At 58.9% G+C, this 19,755-nt stretch carries 21 protein-coding genes and 1 tRNA gene; 6 read left to right on the top strand and 16 right to left on the bottom strand.

The features are described from left to right. Positions 1-12: 12 nt before the first annotated feature. From ychF to AO068_RS07260, 8 genes are all read right to left on the bottom strand, one after another. Positions 13-1,113 (bottom strand): redox-regulated ATPase YchF, encoded by a 1,101-nt coding sequence (gene ychF / locus AO068_RS07295; RefSeq protein ID WP_058400565.1) that lies wholly within the window; start codon positions 1,111-1,113, stop codon positions 13-15. A 21-nt stretch (positions 1,114-1,134) separates the two neighbouring features. Then, positions 1,135-1,719, bottom strand: a complete 585-nt coding sequence (pth, locus tag AO068_RS07290; RefSeq protein ID WP_003317127.1) for an aminoacyl-tRNA hydrolase — start codon at positions 1,717-1,719, stop codon at positions 1,135-1,137. A 164-nt stretch (positions 1,720-1,883) separates the two neighbouring features. Beyond that, positions 1,884-2,495: a 50S ribosomal protein L25/general stress protein Ctc gene (locus tag AO068_RS07285; protein ID WP_058400566.1), complete on the bottom strand. Its 612-nt coding sequence runs from the start codon at positions 2,493-2,495 to the stop codon at positions 1,884-1,886. Positions 2,496-2,608: 113 nt separating this feature from the next. After that, positions 2,609-3,550, bottom strand: a complete 942-nt coding sequence (locus AO068_RS07280; protein ID WP_002552145.1) for a ribose-phosphate pyrophosphokinase — start codon at positions 3,548-3,550, stop codon at positions 2,609-2,611. Positions 3,551-3,595: 45 nt separating this feature from the next. Further along, positions 3,596-3,670, bottom strand: a tRNA-Gln gene (locus AO068_RS07275). Positions 3,671-3,707: 37 nt separating this feature from the next. Next, complete coding sequence (gene ispE, locus AO068_RS07270; RefSeq protein WP_058408043.1) at positions 3,708-4,556, bottom strand: 4-(cytidine 5'-diphospho)-2-C-methyl-D-erythritol kinase; 849 nt, start codon at positions 4,554-4,556, stop codon at positions 3,708-3,710. 20 nt (positions 4,557-4,576) lie between these two features. Continuing rightward, a complete protein-coding gene (gene lolB / locus AO068_RS07265; RefSeq protein ID WP_058407996.1) occupies positions 4,577-5,194 on the bottom strand; it encodes a lipoprotein insertase outer membrane protein LolB in 618 nt (205 codons plus the stop codon). Between the two features lie 4 nt (positions 5,195-5,198). Next, on the bottom strand, positions 5,199-6,926 hold the full coding sequence (locus AO068_RS07260) for a tetratricopeptide repeat protein (protein WP_080394948.1): 1,728 nt from the start codon (positions 6,924-6,926) through the stop codon (positions 5,199-5,201). Between the two features lie 226 nt (positions 6,927-7,152). On the opposite strand from AO068_RS07260, the gene hemA reads away from it, so the two are divergent. The 6 genes from hemA to AO068_RS07230 all read left to right on the top strand — a co-directional run bounded on the left by hemA (position 7,153) and on the right by AO068_RS07230 (position 12,551). Continuing rightward, positions 7,153-8,430: a glutamyl-tRNA reductase gene (gene hemA / locus AO068_RS07255; protein WP_058407994.1), complete on the top strand. Its 1,278-nt coding sequence runs from the start codon at positions 7,153-7,155 to the stop codon at positions 8,428-8,430. Next, positions 8,427-9,509 carry a peptide chain release factor 1 gene (prfA, locus tag AO068_RS07250; RefSeq protein ID WP_002552150.1) on the top strand — a complete coding sequence of 361 codons (1,083 nt, stop codon included), beginning with the start codon at positions 8,427-8,429 and terminating at the stop codon, positions 9,507-9,509. Before hemA ends, prfA begins: the two co-directional genes overlap by 4 nt. After that, on the top strand, positions 9,510-10,343 hold the full coding sequence (prmC, locus tag AO068_RS07245; protein WP_058407993.1) for a peptide chain release factor N(5)-glutamine methyltransferase: 834 nt from the start codon (positions 9,510-9,512) through the stop codon (positions 10,341-10,343). It abuts the gene before it with no gap. Beyond that, positions 10,337-11,107, top strand: a complete 771-nt coding sequence (locus AO068_RS07240; protein WP_161936577.1) for a molybdopterin-synthase adenylyltransferase MoeB — start codon at positions 10,337-10,339, stop codon at positions 11,105-11,107. Before prmC ends, AO068_RS07240 begins: the two co-directional genes overlap by 7 nt. After that, complete coding sequence (murI, locus tag AO068_RS07235; protein WP_058407991.1) at positions 11,100-11,915, top strand: glutamate racemase; 816 nt, start codon at positions 11,100-11,102, stop codon at positions 11,913-11,915. The genes AO068_RS07240 and murI overlap by 8 nt, the downstream gene beginning before the upstream one ends. A gap of 117 nt (positions 11,916-12,032) precedes the next feature. Further along, positions 12,033-12,551, top strand: a complete 519-nt coding sequence (locus AO068_RS07230) for an acyloxyacyl hydrolase (protein ID WP_019742552.1) — start codon at positions 12,033-12,035, stop codon at positions 12,549-12,551. Between the two features lie 441 nt (positions 12,552-12,992). On the opposite strand, the gene AO068_RS26130 is transcribed toward AO068_RS07230, so the two are convergent. Genes AO068_RS26130 through phrB form a run of 8 tightly spaced genes read right to left on the bottom strand, consistent with a single transcriptional unit; the run spans position 12,993 to position 19,750 of the window. After that, a complete protein-coding gene (locus AO068_RS26130) occupies positions 12,993-13,349 on the bottom strand; it encodes a YkgJ family cysteine cluster protein (protein WP_058402372.1) in 357 nt (118 codons plus the stop codon). Continuing rightward, positions 13,304-13,813: a DUF2878 domain-containing protein gene (locus tag AO068_RS07220; protein ID WP_058407990.1), complete on the bottom strand. Its 510-nt coding sequence runs from the start codon at positions 13,811-13,813 to the stop codon at positions 13,304-13,306. Before AO068_RS07220 ends, AO068_RS26130 begins: the two co-directional genes overlap by 46 nt. After that, complete coding sequence (locus AO068_RS07215) at positions 13,806-15,074, bottom strand: SAM-dependent methyltransferase (protein ID WP_058407989.1); 1,269 nt, start codon at positions 15,072-15,074, stop codon at positions 13,806-13,808. The genes AO068_RS07220 and AO068_RS07215 overlap by 8 nt, the downstream gene beginning before the upstream one ends. Continuing rightward, positions 15,061-15,861: a DUF1365 domain-containing protein gene (locus AO068_RS07210; RefSeq protein WP_058402375.1), complete on the bottom strand. Its 801-nt coding sequence runs from the start codon at positions 15,859-15,861 to the stop codon at positions 15,061-15,063. Before AO068_RS07210 ends, AO068_RS07215 begins: the two co-directional genes overlap by 14 nt. After that, positions 15,858-17,105: an NAD(P)/FAD-dependent oxidoreductase gene (locus AO068_RS07205; RefSeq protein ID WP_058407988.1), complete on the bottom strand. Its 1,248-nt coding sequence runs from the start codon at positions 17,103-17,105 to the stop codon at positions 15,858-15,860. The genes AO068_RS07210 and AO068_RS07205 overlap by 4 nt, the downstream gene beginning before the upstream one ends. Next, complete coding sequence (locus tag AO068_RS07200; protein ID WP_058407987.1) at positions 17,102-17,890, bottom strand: SDR family NAD(P)-dependent oxidoreductase; 789 nt, start codon at positions 17,888-17,890, stop codon at positions 17,102-17,104. Before AO068_RS07200 ends, AO068_RS07205 begins: the two co-directional genes overlap by 4 nt. Next, entirely contained in the window at positions 17,887-18,309 is a 423-nt protein-coding gene (locus tag AO068_RS07195) for a nuclear transport factor 2 family protein (protein WP_058402378.1), read from the bottom strand. Before AO068_RS07195 ends, AO068_RS07200 begins: the two co-directional genes overlap by 4 nt. After that, entirely contained in the window at positions 18,302-19,750 is a 1,449-nt protein-coding gene (gene phrB / locus AO068_RS07190; protein ID WP_058407986.1) for a deoxyribodipyrimidine photo-lyase, read from the bottom strand. Before phrB ends, AO068_RS07195 begins: the two co-directional genes overlap by 8 nt. Positions 19,751-19,755: the final 5 nt, after the last annotated feature.

The following is a 19,755-nucleotide window of genomic DNA, read 5'->3' as shown; positions in this document are numbered from 1 at the left end:
CAGGTATTTAAATCAGACGTTAAACCTGAAATGCATCACGTCACCGTCTTTGACGACATATTCTTTGCCTTCCAGACGCCATTTACCCGCTTCCTTGGCACCTGACTCGCCCTTGAACTGGATGAAGTCGTCGTAGGCCACCACTTCGGCACGGATGAAGCCTTTTTCGAAGTCGGTGTGGATGACACCTGCGGCCTGTGGTGCGGTGGCACCGACGCGGACGGTCCAGGCGCGGACTTCTTCGACGCCTGCGGTGAAGTAGGTCTGCAGGTGGAGCATTTCGTAGCCTGCGCGAATGACGCGGTTCAGGCCGGGTTCTTCGAGGCCTAGAGCTTCGAGGAACATGTCTTTTTCTTCGCCGTCATCCAGCTCGGCGATTTCGGCTTCGATCTTGTTGCAGACCGGCACCAGCATTGCGCCTTCTTCTTCAGCGATGGCGCGGACCACGTCCAGCAGGGGGTTGTTCTCGAAACCGTCTTCGGCAACGTTGGCGATGTACATGACCGGCTTGGTGGTCAGCAGGTGGAAGCCACGAATGATGACTTTCTCGTCATTGCTCATGCTCTTCATCAGGCTGCGTGCTGGCTTGCCTTCGCTGAAGTGGGCGATCAGTTGTTCAAGCAGGCCTTTCTGGACCACTGCGTCCTTGTCACCGCCCTTGGCATTGCGCGTGACCTTTTGCAGTTGCTTCTCGCAGCTGTCGAGGTCAGCGAAGATCAGTTCCAGATCAATGATCTCGATGTCGCGCTTGGGGTCGACGCTGTTGGAGACGTGAATCACGTTCTCGTCTTCAAAGCAGCGCACCACGTGAGCGATGGCGTCGGTCTCGCGGATGTTGGCGAGGAACTTGTTGCCCAGGCCTTCGCCTTTCGAGGCACCTGCCACCAGACCGGCGATGTCGACGAACTCCATGGTGGTCGGGAGGATGCGTTTCGGGTTGACGATGGCTGCCAGGGCCGCCAGGCGCGGGTCAGGCATCGGCACGATGCCGCTGTTCGGTTCAATGGTGCAGAAGGGGAAGTTCTCGGCCGCAATACCAGATTTGGTCAGGGCGTTGAACAGGGTGGACTTGCCGACGTTAGGCAGGCCGACGATGCCGCAATTGAATCCCATGGTGTTTCCCCTCGAGTGATGTCAGGCCTTCTGGCTGTGCAGGTTTTTCATCGCCCGGTTCCATTCACCGGCGAAGATATCCGGCAGCACGCCGAGGGCAAAGTCGATACTGGCGTCCAGTTTTTCCTGTTCGGCGCGTGGCGCACGACCCAGGACAAAGCCGGATACCTTGCTGGCATCGCCCGGGTGGCCGATGCCAAGCCGCAAGCGATGAAATGTGTTCTGGTTGCCGAGCTGCGCGATGATGTCGCGCAGGCCGTTATGACCGCCATGGCCGCCGCCCACTTTGAGTTTGGCAACGCCCGGAGGCAGGTCCAGTTCGTCATGCGCCACCAGAATCGACTCAACCGGAATACGGTAGAAACCGGCGAGTGCCGCGACGGCCTGGCCGCTGCGGTTCATGTAGGTGGTGGGAATCAGCAGACGAACATCCTGACCCTGATGCGTAAAACGCCCGGTCAGGCCAAAGAATTTGCGCTCGGGAACGAGATTGACTCGCTGCGCCGCAGCAATACGCTCAACAAAAAAAGCCCCTGCGTTATGCCGGGTCTGTTCGTATTCAGCGCCTGGATTTCCCAGGCCAACGATCAGTTGTATGGCGGTCACGACAGGGGCTCTTCCTTTGGAGTTGAGGGTTAAACCGCTGACGAAAGCGGCAATGTGGGCGAAAACTGCTCATTTACCATGATGTAAACTCAGCGATCTCGCCCGCTTTGCCTGCTATCGCTCGCGATGTTTCCTGAGCAACTCCGACGTTACCAAGTAATGAATTACTCGGCTGCGCCTTCTTCACCTTCTTCTGCTTCGTCTTTGACGATGCGCGGTGCGTGGACGTTGGCGATTGCCAGGTCAGTACCGTGTGCCAAGGCAACGAACTCGACGCCTTTAGGTGCTTTCAGCTCGGACAGGTGAACGTTGTCGCCCACTTCCAGCGCGCCCAGATCAACTTCGATGAACTCAGGCAGGTCTTTAGGCAGGCAGGTCACTTCCAGTTCAGTGGTAGTGTGCGAGATCTCGCCGCCTTTCTTGACTGGAGCTTCTTCGTTCAGGAAGTGGATCGGCACGATTGCGGTCAGTTTCTGGCCGGCAATAACGCGCACGAAGTCAGCGTGCATCACGTGGCCTTTGGCCGGGTGACGTTGCAGCGCCTTGATGATGACGTTTTGCTTCTTGCCACCAATGTTCAGCTCGATGATGTGGCTGTAGGCCGCATCGTTTTCGAGCAGTTTGGAAACTTCCTTGGCCAGCATGCTGATGGACTCAGGGGCTTTGTCGCCACCGTAGACTACAGCTGGAACCAGGCTGGCGAGACGACGCAGGCGGCGGCTCGCACCTTTCCCCAGGTCGGAACGCTGTTCTGCATTCAGGGTAAATTCGTTCATGTTGTATCTCCAAATTAACCACATCCGCCGTTGCGTTTGCGACCAGCGCTCGGGCGGTATGGGNGCCCTGACAGGATGTCAGGGCGGGGCGCTTTTCGTCTGCGTGATGTCAGTTAACGGAACATCGCGCTGATCGATTCTTCATTACTGATGCGGCGAACCGCTTCGGCGACTACCGGCGCAATATCCAGTTGACGGATACGGCTGCAGGCTTGTGCTGCTGCGGACAACGGGATGGTGTTGGTCACCACCAGTTCGTCCAGCACGGAATTTTCAATGTTTTCGATCGCCCGACCCGACAGCACAGGGTGTGTGCAGTAGGCGAAGACCTTGGCTGCGCCATGCTCTTTCAGGGCCTTGGCCGCGTGGCACAGGGTGCCGGCGGTGTCGACCATGTCATCGACCAGAATGCAGGTACGCCCTTCGACATCACCGATGATATGCATCACTTCAGAGTGATTGGCTTTCTCACGGCGTTTGTCGATGATACCGAGATCGACGCCCAGGGATTTCGCAACAGCACGCGCACGCACGACGCCGCCGATATCCGGGGAAACGATCATCAGGTTTTCAAAGCGCTGGTCTTCGATGTCATCCACCAGAACGGGGGAGCCGTAGATGTTATCTACCGGAATATCGAAGAACCCCTGGATCTGGTCAGCATGAAGATCAACCGTGAGAACACGGTCGATTCCCACCACGGTGAGCATGTCAGCGACAACTTTCGCGCTGATGGCAACACGTGCGGAGCGCGGACGGCGATCCTGGCGGGCATAACCAAAGTAGGGAATCACAGCAGTGATTCGGGACGCTGAGGAGCGGCGGAAGGCATCAGCCATCACGACCAGTTCCATCAGGTTATCGTTCGTTGGTGCGCAGGTCGGCTGAATGATGAAGACGTCTTTACCGCGGACGTTTTCATTAATCTCAGTGCTGATTTCACCGTCGGAAAATTTTCCGACAGAGACATCACCCAGTGGGATATGCAGCTGACGTACTACACGCCGAGCGAGATCGGGGTTGGCATTCCCCGTAAAGACCATCATCTTGGACACGCGCAGTACCTAGAGGCTGAGGGTAACCTGGATGAGTATAGAAAATGGCAGGGGCGGCTGGATTCGAACCAACGCATGGCAGGATCAAAACCTGCTGCCTTACCGCTTGGCGACGCCCCTGTATTGAATCAATCGAGTGCCTGGCACTCAATTCCTGTTACAGAATTTGCAGCTTGCGATGCAACATCGAGATGTTACTTCCTTTCGCTACGAACCCTGTAAGGGTCTCTGTAAGAAGGGCCGAGACTTTATCAGCTTCAGCTTTGTTTGGGAAGGCCCCAAACACACAACTTCCAGTTCCGGTTAATTTTGCTTCGGTAAAATTACCTAACAAATTCAAAGCGTTACGTACTTCTGAGTAACGCCTCTCTACAACCGCCTTACAGTCATTTCGACTGTTTCCCTTGGGAACGGGGCGCACTTTAATGGGAGGCGTGTCGCGTGTCAACAACGGATCTGAAAAAATTTCTGCTGTACTTACAGCGACTTGCGGAACGAGCACCAAATACCAGGGTTCTTCGGGGTCAACCGGGGTGAGAATTTCCCCGACACCCTCAGCAAATGCGGCGTGTCCACGGACAAAAACCGGTACATCGGCGCCCAGGGTCAGGCCCAGTTGCGCCAGACGATCTTCATCCCAGCCAAGCTGCCATAAATGATTCAGCGCCAGCAGTGTGGTGGCTGCATCCGAGCTGCCGCCGCCGATGCCGCCGCCCATGGGCAAGCGTTTTTCCAGCCAGATATCCATGCCCAGTGTGCAACCGGACTGTTTTTGCAGCGCGCGGGCGGCTTTGACGATCAGGTTGCTGTCATGCGGGACGCCGGGGACATCGGTCTGCAGGCGAATCTCGCCGTCCTGGCGAACGGTAAAGCCCAGTTCGTCACCGTAATCGAGAAACTGAAACAGGGTTTGCAACTCATGGTAGCCGTCCGGACGGCGTCCCAGAATGTGCAGCATCAGGTTCAGCTTTGCCGGAGCAGGCAAAACCAGCTGGGCCTTGGCCATATCCTGTAATGCAGTCATGGTCATTGCCCCAGTTTGCGAGGCTGCCAGTCCTTGATGACCAGCGTGACATCGAGGTCCTGACCGTGCAGCTTGACGCGTTCGGGCAGCCAGTAGCCATTCTGTTCGACATAACTGAGGTATTCCACCTGCCAGCCGTCCTGTTCAAGGCTGGCCAGACGGCTGTCACCGTCGAGTGTCACGCTACTTTTGCTGTCCGGTGCCGGCAAGCCACGCACCCACCATACGAGGTGGGAAACCGGCAGTTTCCAGCCCAGTTGGTCCTGAAGCAGTGTTTCCGGCGTCGTGGCTTCGTAGTGGCCCTGATTGGCGACTTCAAGCGCGACAGCGCCAGGCCTGCCGGTCAGTCGTGCTGCGCCGCGGCCGAGCGGACCGGACAAGCGGATATCGTAGTAATCCTGGCGCTGCAGCCAGAACAGGGTGCCGCTGCCGGAGTCCTTCGGCGCACGAATACCGACCTTGCCGTTGATCTGCCAGCCATCAAGGCTGCTCAGTTGCTGTTTGTGTTCGCGCCATTGCGCGGGGTCGCCCTTGCCCTGAACGGCTTCGCGGGAAGTGAGACCGGCACAGCCGGTGAGCAGGGCGATGAGGCTGAATACGATTACGTGGCGCAAAAACATAACGTCAAAGGGTCTCTGAACCGGTCAAGCGTCGCAGTGTGCTGCGCAGGACGGTGCTGTCGGGTTGTTGTTCCAGGGCCTTGGCCCATACTTTCCGGGCTTCGCGCTGTTCGCCTTTGGCCCAGAGTACTTCGCCCAGATGTGCGGCTACTTCGTGGTCGGGGAAGCGTTCGAGCGCCTGACGCAGGTAGCGTTCGGCGTCGTCCAGATTGCCCATGCGGTAATTCACCCAGCCAAGGCTGTCGAGAACCGCCGGATCGTCGGGGCTGATCTGATGGGCTTTCTCGATCAGTTCGCGGGCTTCGGCGTAACGCGTGGTGCGATCGGAAAGGGTGTAGCCCAGCGCATTCAGCGCCATGGCGTTTTCCGGCTCGCGCTTGATGATGCTACGCAAGTCTTTTTCCATCTGCGCCAGATCATTGCGCTTTTCAGCCAGCATGGCGCGGGTATAGAGCAGGTTGGCGTCGTCCGGGTACTGCTTGAGCGCCGTGTTCAGCACCTGCCAGCCGCGATCCAGTTGATCATTGCTGGTCAGGGTTTCGGCTTCGATCAGGTAGAGCTGAATGGCGTAATCGGGCTCTTCGGCACGTGCTTCAGCCAGGCGTTTGGCAGCTTCTGCGCCGTTGCCATTGCTGACCAGAATATCGGCCTGGCGCAATTGAGCCGCCAGGAAGTCCGGGCCCGGTCCGACCTGAGCGTATTCGTTGAGCGCGCTTTGCGGGTCCTCGCGCTCTTCGTGGATGCGGCCCAGATTCAAATGCGCTGAATCGACGTGTGCACCACGGGCGATCAGTTCTTCCAGGTAGCCAGCCGCTTCGTCCCAGGCCTTGGCTTCAAGGCACACCAGAGCCAGCGAGAAGCGCAGTTCGTCATCGTCCGGATATTGCTGCAAAAGAGCGGAAAACTGCACTTTGGCGTCTTCCATACGGTTTTGCTCAACGAGCATGCGCGCATACGTCAGGCGCAGGCGTTTGTCGTCCGGGTATTTCTTGATGCTTTTCTCAAGCAGGGGCACCGCTTCCTTGCCCCGGTTCATGCTTTGCAGCAAACGGGCATGCAGCAGGATGGGCGCGATTTCACCTTCTTTGGGCGGGTTGTCTTCCAGCAGCTTCAACGACTGTTCGGCGTCGCCATTCTGCTGAAGCAACAGCGCCTTGCCGAAAATCAGCTGGCTGTTGTTCGGGTATTTGCCCAGCAACCGATCAAAACTTTTGAGCAGACCGTTGCGGGTGTCCGGATCGGTTTCGGCTGCAGACAGGGCCAGAAAGTCGAAGTGCGTGTCGCCCTGACCCTGCAGGACTCTCTCCATGTACACCAGAGAATCGTCGTAACGTCCCGCGCGCGCCAGTTGAATGGCTGCGGCGCGTTGCGCTTCAAGGTCGGTCGGTGCGTTTCTTGCCCAGATCAGCGCGGTTTCCAGTGCAGACTGATCAGCGCCCATGTATTCGGCGATCTGATAGGCGCGTTCGGAGACCCCCGGGTCCTGAGTCTTGATCGCCTGGGTAACGTAGTTATCCAGGGCGATGTCGAAGCGGTTGCGCTGGCCGGCCAGCTCCGCGCTCAACAGGCTGACCAGGGTGTCCTGAGTGAACGAACCATAGACCTTCGGCTTGGCTTCAGGCGCGGGAGGGGCGTCTTTCTGAGCGGGCACGGGCTGTGACGAGGCGGGGGCCATTGACTGGCAGCCGCCTAGAAAGGCAAGAGCAAGGAACAACGCGGAGGATCTATTCATATATAAGAAGGGCGGCTTACCTGCGGTGGGAGCATCATGACACAAGGCTGTTGGCAAAACCCACAGCCGTCGGAAAAACTGATGCAATGCGTGTGTTTGCAGTGTCGCGAGCCTGAAAACGCAGGCTGTGACGATCGATTGTAGTGGGACAATAATATGTGGTGGTTGTTCTGAGCTTATTGAAGTAGGACAATTACCGGCTTCATGTCACCACCTGCGACCCTGAATGGCCTTCCTTGCACTCGGTATCAATCATAAGACCGCCTCGGTCGACGTTCGCGAGCGCGTGGCATTTACCCCGGAACAGTTGGTGGAGGCGTTGCAGCAGCTTTGCCACCTGACCGAAAGTCGCGAGGCTGCGATCCTTTCAACCTGTAATCGCAGCGAGTTGTACATCGAGCACGAGCATCTCGGTGCGGACAGCATTCTTGCCTGGCTCGCCAATTACCATCACCTCAGCCTGGAAGAACTGCGCGCCAGCGCTTACGTCCATGAGGACGATGCTGCCGTGCGGCACATGATGCGTGTCGCCTCGGGGCTCGACTCCCTGGTGCTCGGCGAGCCGCAGATTCTCGGCCAGATGAAGTCTGCGTATGCCGTTGCGCGCGAGGCCGGAACGGTCGGGCCGTTACTGGGACGTCTGTTTCAGGCCACGTTCAGCGCTGCCAAACAGGTGCGTACAGACACTGCAATTGGTGAAAACCCGGTGTCCGTGGCCTTCGCCGCGGTCAGTCTGGCCAAACAGATTTTCAGTGACCTGCAACGCAGTCAGGCCTTGTTGATCGGTGCGGGCGAGACCATCACGCTGGTCGCCCGGCATCTGCATGATCTGGGCGTCAAGCGTATCGTGGTTGCCAACCGTACGCTGGAGCGCGCCAGCATGCTGGCTGCCGAGTTCGGTGCCCATGCGGTGTTGCTGTCGGATATCCCGGCCGAGCTGGTCAACAGCGATATCGTGATCAGTTCCACCGCCAGCCAGTTGCCGATCCTGGGCAAGGGGGCCGTGGAAAGTGCGCTGAAACTGCGCAAACACAAACCCATTTTCATGGTCGATATTGCCGTACCGCGGGATATCGAGCCTGAAGTCGGCGAACTGGACGACGTTTACCTCTACAGCGTTGATGATCTGCACGAAGTGGTGGCAGAAAATCTCAAGAGTCGCCAGGGGGCCGCACTGGTTGCCGAGCAACTGGTCAGCGTGGGTGCCGAAGACTTCATGTCGCGGCTGCGCGAACTGGCGGCGGTCGATGTGTTGCGCGCCTATCGTCAGCAAAGCGAACGGCTGCGTGACGAAGAACTGAGCAAGGCGCAACGTATGCTGGCCAACGGCAGTAATGCCGAGGACGTATTGATCCAGCTGGCACGCGGCCTGACCAACAAATTGCTGCACGCACCCAGCGTGCAGCTCAAGAAGCTGTCTGCCGAAGGTCGCGTCGATGCGCTGGCCATGGCCCAGGAACTTTTTGCCCTCGGTGAGGGCTCGACGGATAAAACCCCGCAATGAAAGCTTCACTGCTCAATAAGCTGGATGTCCTCAGCGACCGTTTCGAGGAACTGACCGCGCTGCTCGGCGATGCCGAAGTCATCAGCGATCAGACACGCTTTCGCGCCTATTCCCGTGAGTACGCCGAAGTGGAGCCGGTCGTTGCGCTCTACCAACAGCTGATCAGGGTGCAGGGTGATCTGGAGGGCGCGCAGGCGCTGCTCAAGGACAGCGACCCGGACATGCGCGAAATGGCCGTCGAGGAAGTTCGCGAAACCAAGCAGCAACTGGTCGAGCTGGAAGCGCAATTGCAGCGCATGCTGTTGCCCAAGGACCCGAACGACGGTCGTAACGTGTTTCTGGAAATCCGCGCGGGCACCGGCGGCGATGAAGCGGCGATCTTCTCCGGCGACCTGTTCCGCATGTACTCGCGTTACGCCGAGCGGCGTGGCTGGCGGGTCGAGATTCTGTCCGAAAACGAAGGCGAGCATGGCGGCTACAAGGAAGTCATCGCGCGTGTCGAGGGTGACAGCGTCTATGGCAAGCTGAAATTCGAGTCCGGCGCGCACCGTGTGCAGCGCGTGCCCGAGACCGAATCCCAGGGCCGTATTCATACCTCTGCCTGTACGGTGGCGGTGTTGCCGGAGCCTGACGAGCAGCAGGCGATCGAGATCAACCCTGCCGACCTGCGTGTCGACACCTATCGCTCCTCAGGGGCCGGCGGTCAGCACGTCAACAAAACCGATTCGGCGATCCGCATTACCCACTTGCCATCGGGTATTGTCGTCGAGTGCCAGGAAGAGCGTTCGCAGCACAAGAACAGAGCCCGGGCGATGTCCTGGCTGTCTGCCAAACTGAATGATCAGCAGACCAGCGCGGCGGCCAACGCCATCGCCAGCGAGCGCAAGCTGCTCGTGGGGTCGGGTGATCGTTCCGAGCGCATTCGTACGTATAATTTCCCTCAAGGGCGAGTGACGGATCACCGCGTGAACCTGACTCTGTATTCGCTGGATGAAGTTCTGGCGGGCGGGGTCGATGCAGTGATAGAGCCGCTACTCGCTGAATATCAGGCTGATCAACTTGCGGCACTGGGTGAGTAAATGACCATCATCGCAAGTTTGTTAAGAAGCGCCGAGCTTCCCGATTCACCGACTGCGCGGCTCGACATAGAGCTGCTGCTGGCGGCAGCGCTGGGCAAACCGCGCAGCTTTCTGCACACCTGGCCTGAGCGCATCGTCAGCACCGAGGCTGCGCTGGCCTTTGCAGGTTATTTGCAGCGTCGACGCACGGGCGAACCGGTGGCTTACATTCTCGGTCAGCAAGGTTTCTGGAAGCTTGATCTGGAAGTAGCGCCGCATACCTTGATCCCGCGGCCAGAGACCGAAATGCTGGTCGAGGCAGCGCTGGAACTGGTGCCTGCGTTCGCGCCCGCCAAGGTGCTTGACCTGGGCACCGGCACTGGGGCGATTGCGCTGGCGCTGGCCAACGATCGCCAACAATGGAAAGTCACAGCGGTCGACCGTGTGCCTGAAGCGGTGGCGCTGGCCGAACGCAACCGCCAGCGTCTGCAACTGGATAACGCCCAAGTGCTCAACAGCCACTGGTTCAGTGCTCTGGAAGGGCAGCAGTTTGATCTGATCATCAGTAACCCGCCGTACATCGCCGACGCTGATCCGCATCTGTCGGCCGGTGACGTGCGTTTCGAGCCGAGCAGTGCGTTGACTGCCGGTTCCGACGGGCTGGACGATTTGCGCACGATCATTGCCGACGCGCCGGCGCACCTCAGCGCCGATGGCTGGCTGCTGCTTGAGCACGGCTACGATCAAGGCCCAGCGGTGCGCGAACTGTTGATTCGTAATGGTTTCGAGCGCATCCAGACCCGCCGTGATCTGGGTGAACACGAGCGCATCACGTTCGGATGCAAGCCGTGCTGAGTGATCAGGAGCTGCTGCGCTACAGTCGCCAGATTCTGCTGCAACATGTTGATATCGACGGCCAGCTGCGCCTCAAGCAAAGTCGTGCGCTTGTCGTCGGCGTCGGCGGGCTTGGTTCGCCGGTGGCCCTTTATCTGGCCGCGGCAGGGGTCGGTGAACTGCATCTGGCGGATTTTGATCACGTCGACCTGACCAACCTGCAACGTCAGATTATCCACGACACTCATAGCATCGGGCAGGCCAAGGTAGACTCGGCTCTGGCCCGGCTCAAGGCGATCAATCCCGAGATCACTCTTGTCGCTCACCGCTCAGCGCTGGATACCGACTCACTGGAGGCGGCGGTACAGGCTGTCGATCTGGTGCTGGACTGCTCGGATAATTTCGCCACCCGCGAAGCGGTCAATGCCGCCTGTTTCGCTGCTGGCAAACCATTGGTCAGCGGTGCGGCCATTCGGCTTGAAGGGCAGTTGTCGGTGTTTGACCCGCGTCGTGCCGACAGTCCTTGTTACCACTGCCTGTACGGTCACGGCAGCGAAGCCGAACTGACCTGCAGCGAGGCCGGCGTCATCGGCCCGCTGGTTGGCCTGGTTGGCAGCCTGCAAGCGCTGGAAGCCTTGAAGCTGCTGGCCGGTTTTGGCGAGCCAATGGTCGGGCGACTGTTATTGATTGACGCCTTGAGTACCCGTTTCCGTGAACTGAAAGTCAAGCGCGACCCGGCGTGCAGCGTTTGCAGTGCAGCAAGCGGGCAGGACGAACATGCCTGACATGCAGATGAGCTACGCCAGCGATGCGCCTGTCGCAATCTTCGATTCCGGGGTCGGTGGCCTTTCAGTGCTCAATGAAATCCGCCAGTTGCTGCCCAGCGAGTCACTGCTGTATCTGGCAGACTGCGGGCATATTCCGTATGGCGAAAAGACCCCTGAATTCATCACCGAGCGGTGCCTGACAATTGCCGGGTTCTTCCGCGAGCAGGGTGCCAAGGCATTGGTCGTCGCATGTAATACGGCGACGGCTGCGGGCGTGGCGCACATTCGTCAACGCTACCCGGACTGGCCGATTGTGGGCATGGAGCCTGCTGTCAAACCTGCTGCCGAGGCCACTCGCGGCGGCGTTGTCGGCGTGCTGGCGACTACCGGAACGCTACAAAGCGCCCGCTTTGCGGCGTTGCTGGACCGTTTTGCCAGCGATGTACGTGTGGTCACCCAGCCGTGCCCAGGGCTGGTCGAACTGATCGAAACCGGCGATCTGGTCAGTCCGCAAATCTGTCAATTGCTGCAGCATTATGTCGAGCCGCTGCTGGCAGCGCGCTGTGACACCATCATTCTCGGCTGTACTCACTACCCGTTTCTCAAGCCTTTGCTACGGGAAATGCTTCCCGAGTCGGTCACCCTGATCGACACCGGGGCTGCGGTAGCGCGTCAGTTGCAGCGTCTTTTGTCGCGTTCCAGCCTTCTTGCCACTGGCACCGCGCGAGAGACTATGTATTGGTCTAGTGACATACCGGACAATTTCAGAAAAATCCTACCTTTTTTGTCGCAAAATCCTGGCAATGTGAGAAGCTTCCGTTTGTAAAAAAAACGTGAAAAAAGGCGCTTTTCGGGTGAACTAACCTCACCTCGCTGGCTTCTATAAAAGCGGCTGATGAATTTCAACACTTTCATACAATTTTATATATTTAGGACGTTTCTCATGAAGAGACTCTTTTGCCTGGCCGTGATTTCGGCCGCTTTGGCAGGGCAAGCTTCAATGGCGCAAGCCGACGGTGTTGAGTTTTCGGTCGGGCAGACCGGTGAGTCGACCATGACCTATCGTCTGGGCGTGCAGTTTGATTGGGATAAAACCTGGCTGCAAAGTGACATTGGCCGTCTGACCGGTTACTGGGACGGCGCTTACACCTACTGGGATGGCAAGGACTACAAGGATAACCACAGCCTGTCGTTCTCCCCGGTTCTGGTCTACGAGTTCGGCAACGGCAACGTCAAGCCTTACGTAGAGGCCGGTATCGGCGTCTCGGTGTTCTCGAACACCCAGGTTGAAGATCGCAAGTTCGGTTCTGCCTTCAACTTCGAAGACCGCATCGGTTTCGGTCTGCGCTTCGCGGGCGGGCATGAAGTCGGCATCCGCGCGACTCACTATTCCAACGCCGGCATCAAAGAGCCGAACGACGGTATAGAAAGCTACGCACTGCACTACAAGATGCCGTTCTGATTTGACTGGCATTCGTGCCAACGCTTCGCTGCAGCACAACGTAATGCCCTGCCCAAAGCCATTGCGCATAAAATGCTTTTTTATCGCGATGGCACTGACAACGCAGAGTGCGACGTTAGTGACGGCTGAGTCCTGACGCTGATCCGGGGGATGCGAGGCAGGACGCCGAGCAAGCCGCACCGGGCCAAGGATGGCCCGTTGCGGCGGCCCCCGGATCAGTGACAGGGCGAAGGAACCCGACGAAGTCGGGCCGGAAACAGGAGCGAAAGGCTTTGGTTACTTTGGCCCCATCAAAGTAACTCGCCGAGGGGCGAAAAGGTGACCTGAGTCGAACCTCAATCCACCTGAAGTCGCAGAACTGGTGGGTGACGCGGAGCGTCACGAACTGCATTACCACGCGGAGCGTGGGAACGATAATGAACGTCAAGTCAGCAGTATTTATTACAGATAAGCCGTCGCAATCCCTTTGCGTTCGTTCAGGCAGTCTTCTGCTCCGGCTTCGAACTCACGGCAGATCAGCGGGCGTTTCTCGTAGATCGTGCACATCATGGTGTTGCGATCCAGTGCCGCACACCAGCCGTCGTCCAGACGCAACATGACCTCGCCACCCCACTCGTCGGTATCAATGTAGCGCTCAGGCACGCCCGTGTCGGTGATGAGCATCACCTCCAGCTGGCAACAGCAGGCTGCGCAGGTCGAGCAGGTGACTTCCGTTTCGCTTTGAATGTCTGCGAGCGGAATGAGTGTAGCGTTCAGAGCGTTTCTCCCGATTGTCTGGCTGCGCGTGCTGCCAGCCATTGCAGCAGGGGAAATACACCCGCCCAGACCAGCCCCAGCACCAGCATGCCAGGCCACACTCCGAGGGGAAGGTGGACCTGAGCCAGTTGTGAGCCGGCATAGTACGACATCGGGCCGCCAATAGCGCCCAGCACGGCGGCGCGCCATAGCGGCTTTGCGGTCCACGCCAGACAATGATTGAGCGTGGTGCCCAGCACCGCCCACAATAACGCCAGCCACAGCGGCAGCAGGTAGCCGCCGCTGCCAAAGTCGAAAACGCCGAGTGTCATCAAGGCGCTGTCGAGCACGATACCGATCAATGTAACCGTCAGGATCAGCCGGCCTTCCGCTGCCCATGAGCTGGTCCACAGAAAATGCACCGCCAGCACGCCGACTGCAATCAGCAGCCAGTAACTGTTACCGCCCAATACGCAGGCGAACCAGCCGACCTGAAAGAGCAGCGCGTTGGCGATTGATTTAAGCATTGAAGCGCCCAAGCAAGGGTTCGCGCAGGGCATCAGGCTTGGCCAGAAGTAGCTGCGCCGTACCGATGGTCCGTTCCAGAAAGCCGCCTTCGCAGTAGCACAGGTAGAACTCCCACAGACGCAGGAAGTGTTCGTCGTAACCCAGTTCTGCCAGTTTGCCGTGGGCGTGTTTGAAGTTGTCGTGCCACAGGCGCAGCGTGCGCGCGTAGTGCAGGCCGAAATCTTCCATGTGCAGCAGGTTCATGTCGGTATCGCTGCCGACAATGTCCAGCATTTTCGCCACCGAGGGCAGGGCACCACCGGGGAAGATGTAACGCTGGATGAAGTCCACATTGCGTTTGGCCTGAGCATAACGCTGCTCGCGGATGGTGATCGCCTGCAGCAGCATCATGCCGTTGCTTTTGAGCAGGTTCGCGCATTGCTTGAAGTACGTCGGCAGAAAACGATGGCCGACCGCTTCGATCATCTCGATGGACACCAGCTTGTCATATTCGCCGGTCAGGTCCCGGTAGTCGGTCAGCAGCAGCGTGACGCGTTCCTGCAGGCCCAGTTTGATCAGGCGTTGTTCGGTGTAGGCGAACTGTTCTCTGGACAGGGTCGTGGTAGTCACCCGGCAGCCGTAATGCTGCGCAGCATAGATAGCCATGCTGCCCCAGCCTGTGCCGATTTCCAGCAGGTGATCTTCAGGTTTCAGGGCCAGCTTCTGACAGATGCGTTCCAGTTTATTCAACTGCGCCTGTTCCAGCGTGTCATCTTCGCTGAGGAACTGTGCGGCGGAATACATCATCGTCGAGTCGAGAAATTGCTCGAACAGCGTGTTGCCCAGGTCATAATGAGCGGCGATGTTTTTCTGCGAGCCTTCGCGCGTATTGCGATTGAGCCAGTGCAGGGCGTGAATGAACGGGCGGGTCAGGCGAGCCACGCCGCCTTCCATTGCATCCAGCACATCCAGATTGCTGACAAACACCCGGACTACCGCTGTCAGGTCCGGAGTGGTCCAGTAGCCGTGAATAAACGCCTCGCCAGCGCCGATGGAGCCGTTGCTGGCAACCATGCCCCAGGCTGCGGAATCGAGAATATGAATTTCCGCCTGAATCAACGCGCCGGTCTTGCCGAACACATGGCGCTCTCCCGAATCGATAACCACCAACTGGCCATTGCGCAGGCCTGCGAGTTGTCGCAGCACACCTCGGCGCAGGATATTGGCCGTCAGACCATTGGTGCCCAGATTGGCAGAAAAACTACTGCTACTGCTTTTCATGGCGTGAGTCCTTGGTTTGAGCGGCGGCAGCACGGTACTCACCGTCGGCGGCCTGATGAGAAAAAATGGGGATGCGCTTGACCAGCAGGCGCATCGCCTGCCAATAAATCGCCAAACATGTTTTGGCGGTCATCCACGGGTAAGTGATCAGGTAACGATGCAGCGTCTGGCGGCTGAGGTTCTGACGGGTCAGGTTGAGCGTGGCGTCGAACATTTTCAGCTCGCCTTGCCAGTCAGCCATGTGCACACCAATCCGCTCGGCGGGCTGGCTGAAACTCATGCGGTATTCAAGGTCGCGCGGCAAAAACGGTGAAACGTGAAAGGCCTTGGCCACTGCGAAATACTGATGCCCTTCACCTGTCGCGGGCAGCACATAGCTGTAGCGTTCGCCCCACGGTGTGTTGGTGACTTCACAGAGAATGCCTGCCAGTGTGCCGTCTGCCTCATGGCAGTAGAAAAAGCTTACCGGATTGAACGACAAGCCCCAGCTGCGTGCCTGGGTCAGCAGGCAGACGCGACCTGATGGTATGCGGCCCAGCGCTTTGCCAACCTGCTCGCGGACCGCCTCTATCAGGCTCATGCCTTGCCCGGTCAGTGCTGGCAGGTAGTCACGTTCGCGGAACGAGAAGGGCGCGAAACGCTTGCTGCCAGCCAGCGGCGAAAGCCCCAGCACGCTGTCCTGTTCATCCAGATCCAGATAGAGCAGGCCTATCCGATAGGTGAACTCATGGGCACGCGGCGCAAACCGCCGGTGGCTGATCCAGCCACTGTAGAGCGCACTGTTCAAAGCGTTTCACCAAACGCCTGGGCGACACGCAAGCCGCTGACCACGCCGTCTTCGTGAAAACCGTTGGCCCAGTACGCGCCGCAGTACCAGGTGTGGTCGACGCCATTGATTTCTTCCCAGCGCGCCTGCGCAGCGATTGCACCAAGGCTGTATTGCGGGTGCGCGTAACGGTAGCGGCCGAGGATTTTGGCCGGGTCGATGGCGGCGGTCTGGTTGAGGCTGACGCAGAAGGTTGTGTCGCTGTCGATCCCTTGCAGGATGTTCATGTCATAAGTGACGGCTGCCGATTGCTGTTCGCTGCCGCCCAGCCGGTAGTTCCAGCTGGCCCATGCCAGTTTGCGCTCGGGCAGCAGTCGTGTATCGGTGTGCAGCACCACGTCGTTTTCGGCATAGCGCAGCGCGCCGAGCACCGACTGCTCGGCACTTGACGGCTCAGCCAGCAGGGCCAGGGCCTGATCGCTGTGGCAGGCAAACACGACTTTGTCGAAGCGTTCGCTGCCCATGGCGCTGTGCAGCGTCACACCGTCACTGTCGCGCTCGACCCGTGTGACCGGGCATGACAGACGAATCCGCTCGCGGAACGACGCCGTCAACGGTTCGACATAACTTCTGGAGCCACCTTCGATCACGCACCATTGCGGCCGATGGGTGACCGAGAGCAGGCCGTGGTTCTTGAAAAAGCGCACGAAGAACTGCAGGGGAAAGCCGAGCATGTCGGCCAGCGACATCGACCAGATGGCTGCGCCCATGGGCACGATGTAATGATCGATGAAGCGCTGCCCGTAGCCGCCGCTCTTCAGATACTCGCCCAACGTGGTGTCGGCCGCGATACGCTGGTTTTCCAGGTCATCGACCGATTGACGATTGAAACGCAGGATATCGCGCAGCATGCCCCAGAACCTGGGTGACAGCAGGTTGCTACGCTGTGCGAACAGACTGTTGAGGTTGTTGCCGTTGTATTCCACGCCGGTGCGCGGGTCGTGCACCGAAAAGCTCATTTCGGCGGGCTTGAAGCCAACACCCAGCTGGCTCAGCAAGCGAATGAAATTGGGGTAGGTCCAGTCGTTGAAGACAATGAAACCGGTGTCAATGGCGTAAGCCCGGCCTTCGACCTGCACGTCCACCGTATGAGTGTGCCCGCCGATCCAGTCGGAGGACTCAAACACTGTCACCTCATGCGCGCGGTTGAGCAGGTAGGCACTGGTCAGGCCAGCGATCCCGCTACCAATGACGGCGATTTTCATTGCGCATCCTTATTCGACGACTCGGTCCGCGCCATGCGTTTGCCGAGGGCAAGTCTGGCGCGTGCCGGGAGCATTGCCAGCGCGCGCATGCTGAAAATGAACAGCGTCGGGAAGGCGATATCCAGTGGGCGTTTGTTGCGCCCCAGTTTGCTGGCGATATGTTTGGCGGCCTTCTCGACAGGCCAGCGCATCGGCATGGGGAAATCATTTTTCTGCGTCAGGGGCGTGTCGACGAATCCGGGGCTTACCACTGTCACGTCGATGTTCTCGCTGGCCAGATCCAGACGCAGCGCTTCAAACAGATAACGCAGGCCGGCCTTCGACGCGCCATAGGCTTCTGCGCGAGGTAGCGCCAGGTAGGTTACCGCACTGGCCACGCCGACCAAGTGCGGCTGATGCCCCTTGCGTAACAGCGGCAGTGCATGCTCGATGCAATAACTGCTGGCCAGCAGGTTGGTGCGCACCACGCGCTCAACCATCGCCGCTTCGAACTGCCGCACGTCGATGTATTCACAGGTCCCCGCGTTGAAGATGGCGGTGTCCAACGCTCCCCATTGCTGCGCGATCAGGTCGGCCATGGCCTTGACCTGCGCAGGCTCGGTGATGTCGCCTGTCACCAGCAGCACCTGCGTCGGGTAAACAGTCGCCAGGTTCTGCAGCGGTTCAAGCGTACGGGCGGTCAACGCCAGCCGATGTCCGGCGTTGAGCAGTTCTTTGGCCAGCGCCAGACCAATGCCGCTGCTTGCTCCGGTCAACCAGATGCGTCGTGCAACAGGAGTGCTCATCCCAACCTCTTCTTCAGCCAATGGATGACTCGACCCATGATGGGCAGATGTTCGTAGAGCAATGCACCGGCATCGAAGTAATCCCGGTGTCGATAAACCTTGTCGTGCCACTTCAGGTGCGAACAGCCTTCTACCTGAATTGTCCGGCCGGCGGCTAGACGCGGATGCGAATAACTCATGGTCCAGACCAGATAGCCCTCGCCGGGGCGAACCTCGTCGAAGGCATGGAAGTCGAAGCGCAGGTCCTGGACGTTGGCGTACAGCTCGCCGAAATAGCGGCGCATGGCGGCAAGGCCGTGGATATCGTGCATCGGGTCGCTGAACGACACGTCGTCGCTATAAAGCTCGGCGACCTGATCAAGGTTGTCCTTGTTCAGCGCGGCAAAACCTTCAGCGAAGCGATGCAGGAAATCAGCCATGTTCGACTCCTGCGGCCGGCTGTCGAGCCGGGAGCGCTTTGAACGCTGCCAGGGCGCGGGCGCGGCTTTTGCTCAGGTCGACGATGGGTTTCGGGTAGTCGGCAGCGCCAAACGGGCCGCCGATGGACGCGGGGTCATGAATCTGCTTTTTGTTCAAATCGGCCAGCTCTGGCAGCCAGTGCTTGATGAACACACCTTCGGGGTCGAAGCGTTCCGACTGCGACAGCGGATTGAAAATACGGAAGTAGGGTGCCGAGTCGGTGCCTGTGGACGAGCTCCACTGCCAGCCGCCGTTGTTGGCAGCCAAGTCACCGTCGATCAGGTGGCGCATGAAAAAGCGCTCGCCCTCGCGCCAGTCGATCAACAGGTTCTTAGTCAGGAACATCGCAACGACCATCCTTAGCCGATTGTGCATCCATCCGGTTTCCAGCAACTGGCGCATTGCTGCGTCAATAATCGGCAGTCCGGTACGCGCCTCTTGCCACGCCAGCAGTTCTTCGGGGGCATCGCGCCACTTCAACGCCTCGGTTTCCGGGCGGAAGGCACGATGACGTGATACACGAGGGTAGCCGACCAGCGTGTGTTTATAAAACTCTCGCCATAATAGCTCGTTGATCCAGGTCACAGTGCCAACGTCGCCGGTTTCGAATTCCCCCTGGTTGCTGCCCAGCGCCGCATGCAGGCACTGGCGCGGCGAAATCACCCCTGCCGCCAGATACGCTGACAGCTGGCTGGTGCCGGGCTTGGCGGGAAAGTCGCGTTCGGTCTTGTAATAACTGATTTGCGCGTCGGCGAAGGTCGCCATGCGCCGTCTGGCTTCGGCCTCGCCTGCTGGCCACAGGTCACGTAATGCTTTCGAGGGCGTGGCAAAGCCCTTGACCTGATCAGGGATCGAATCGCTTTTGATCGACAGTGATTGCTGCGCCTTGGGTGTGCGCACCGGCTGCGGCATGGCCTGGTGCATCCGGTTGTAGCAGACTTTCTTGAACTGGGTGAACACCTGAAAATAATTGCCGGTCTTGGTCAGTATGCTACCCGGCTTGAACAACAGCTGATCAAGGTAGCTGGTGACCTGCACACCGGCTTTTTCCATCGCCTTTTGCACCGCCTGATCACGGCGTGTTTCGTTGATGCCGTATTCCTGATTGAGGTGCAGGCCTTCGACCTTGAACTGTGTGCACAGTGTCGACAGCACTTCAGGTGCCTGATCCCAGGTATCGGCTTCGCGAATCAACAGCGGTACGTTCAGCGCGCCCAGCGCCTTTTCCAGCTCGACCAGATTGCGCAGCCAGAAATCCACCTTGCAGTCAGCGTCGTCGTGGCTGCGCCACTGCGCCGGGCTGAGCAGGTAAACCGCCAGCGTCGGACCGCGCTCCATGGCAGCGGTCAGGGCAGTATTATCGTGAACGCGCAGGTCGCTACGCAGCCAGATCAGTTGCATGAGAA

The organism is Pseudomonas sp. ICMP 3272, from assembly GCF_001466905.1.
Taxonomy (GTDB): domain Bacteria; phylum Pseudomonadota; class Gammaproteobacteria; order Pseudomonadales; family Pseudomonadaceae; genus Aquipseudomonas; species Aquipseudomonas amygdali.
The sequence above is the reverse complement of the archived record's forward strand: the minus strand, read 5'-3'. Positions and strand labels throughout refer to the sequence as shown.

What these genes read in the sequence shown, in the direction of transcription:
- ychF (WP_058400565.1), bottom strand. Translation starts at nt 1,113, where the DNA reads ATGGGATTCAATTGCGGCATCGTCGGCCTGCCTAACGTCGGCAAGTCC.
- AO068_RS07285 (WP_058400566.1), bottom strand. Translation starts at nt 2,495, where the DNA reads ATGAACGAATTTACCCTGAATGCAGAACAGCGTTCCGACCTGGGGAAA.
- ispE (WP_058408043.1), bottom strand. Translation starts at nt 4,556, where the DNA reads ATGGCCAAGGCCCAGCTGGTTTTGCCTGCTCCGGCAAAGCTGAACCTG.
- lolB (WP_058407996.1), bottom strand. Translation starts at nt 5,194, where the DNA reads ATGTTTTTGCGCCACGTAATCGTATTCAGCCTCATCGCCCTGCTCACC.
- AO068_RS07260 (WP_080394948.1), bottom strand. Translation starts at nt 6,926, where the DNA reads ATGAATAGATCCTCCGCGTTGTTCCTTGCTCTTGCCTTTCTAGGCGGC.
- hemA (WP_058407994.1), top strand. Translation starts at nt 7,153, where the DNA reads ATGGCCTTCCTTGCACTCGGTATCAATCATAAGACCGCCTCGGTCGAC.
- prfA (WP_002552150.1), top strand. Translation starts at nt 8,427, where the DNA reads ATGAAAGCTTCACTGCTCAATAAGCTGGATGTCCTCAGCGACCGTTTC.
- prmC (WP_058407993.1), top strand. Translation starts at nt 9,510, where the DNA reads ATGACCATCATCGCAAGTTTGTTAAGAAGCGCCGAGCTTCCCGATTCA.
- murI (WP_058407991.1), top strand. Translation starts at nt 11,100, where the DNA reads ATGCCTGACATGCAGATGAGCTACGCCAGCGATGCGCCTGTCGCAATC.
- AO068_RS07230 (WP_019742552.1), top strand. Translation starts at nt 12,033, where the DNA reads ATGAAGAGACTCTTTTGCCTGGCCGTGATTTCGGCCGCTTTGGCAGGG.
- AO068_RS26130 (WP_058402372.1), bottom strand. Translation starts at nt 13,349, where the DNA reads ATGGCTGGCAGCACGCGCAGCCAGACAATCGGGAGAAACGCTCTGAAC.
- AO068_RS07220 (WP_058407990.1), bottom strand. Translation starts at nt 13,813, where the DNA reads ATGCTTAAATCAATCGCCAACGCGCTGCTCTTTCAGGTCGGCTGGTTC.
- AO068_RS07215 (WP_058407989.1), bottom strand. Translation starts at nt 15,074, where the DNA reads ATGAAAAGCAGTAGCAGTAGTTTTTCTGCCAATCTGGGCACCAATGGT.
- AO068_RS07205 (WP_058407988.1), bottom strand. Translation starts at nt 17,105, where the DNA reads ATGAAAATCGCCGTCATTGGTAGCGGGATCGCTGGCCTGACCAGTGCC.
- AO068_RS07200 (WP_058407987.1), bottom strand. Translation starts at nt 17,890, where the DNA reads ATGAGCACTCCTGTTGCACGACGCATCTGGTTGACCGGAGCAAGCAGC.
- AO068_RS07195 (WP_058402378.1), bottom strand. Translation starts at nt 18,309, where the DNA reads ATGGCTGATTTCCTGCATCGCTTCGCTGAAGGTTTTGCCGCGCTGAAC.
- phrB (WP_058407986.1), bottom strand. Translation starts at nt 19,750, where the DNA reads ATGCAACTGATCTGGCTGCGTAGCGACCTGCGCGTTCACGATAATACT.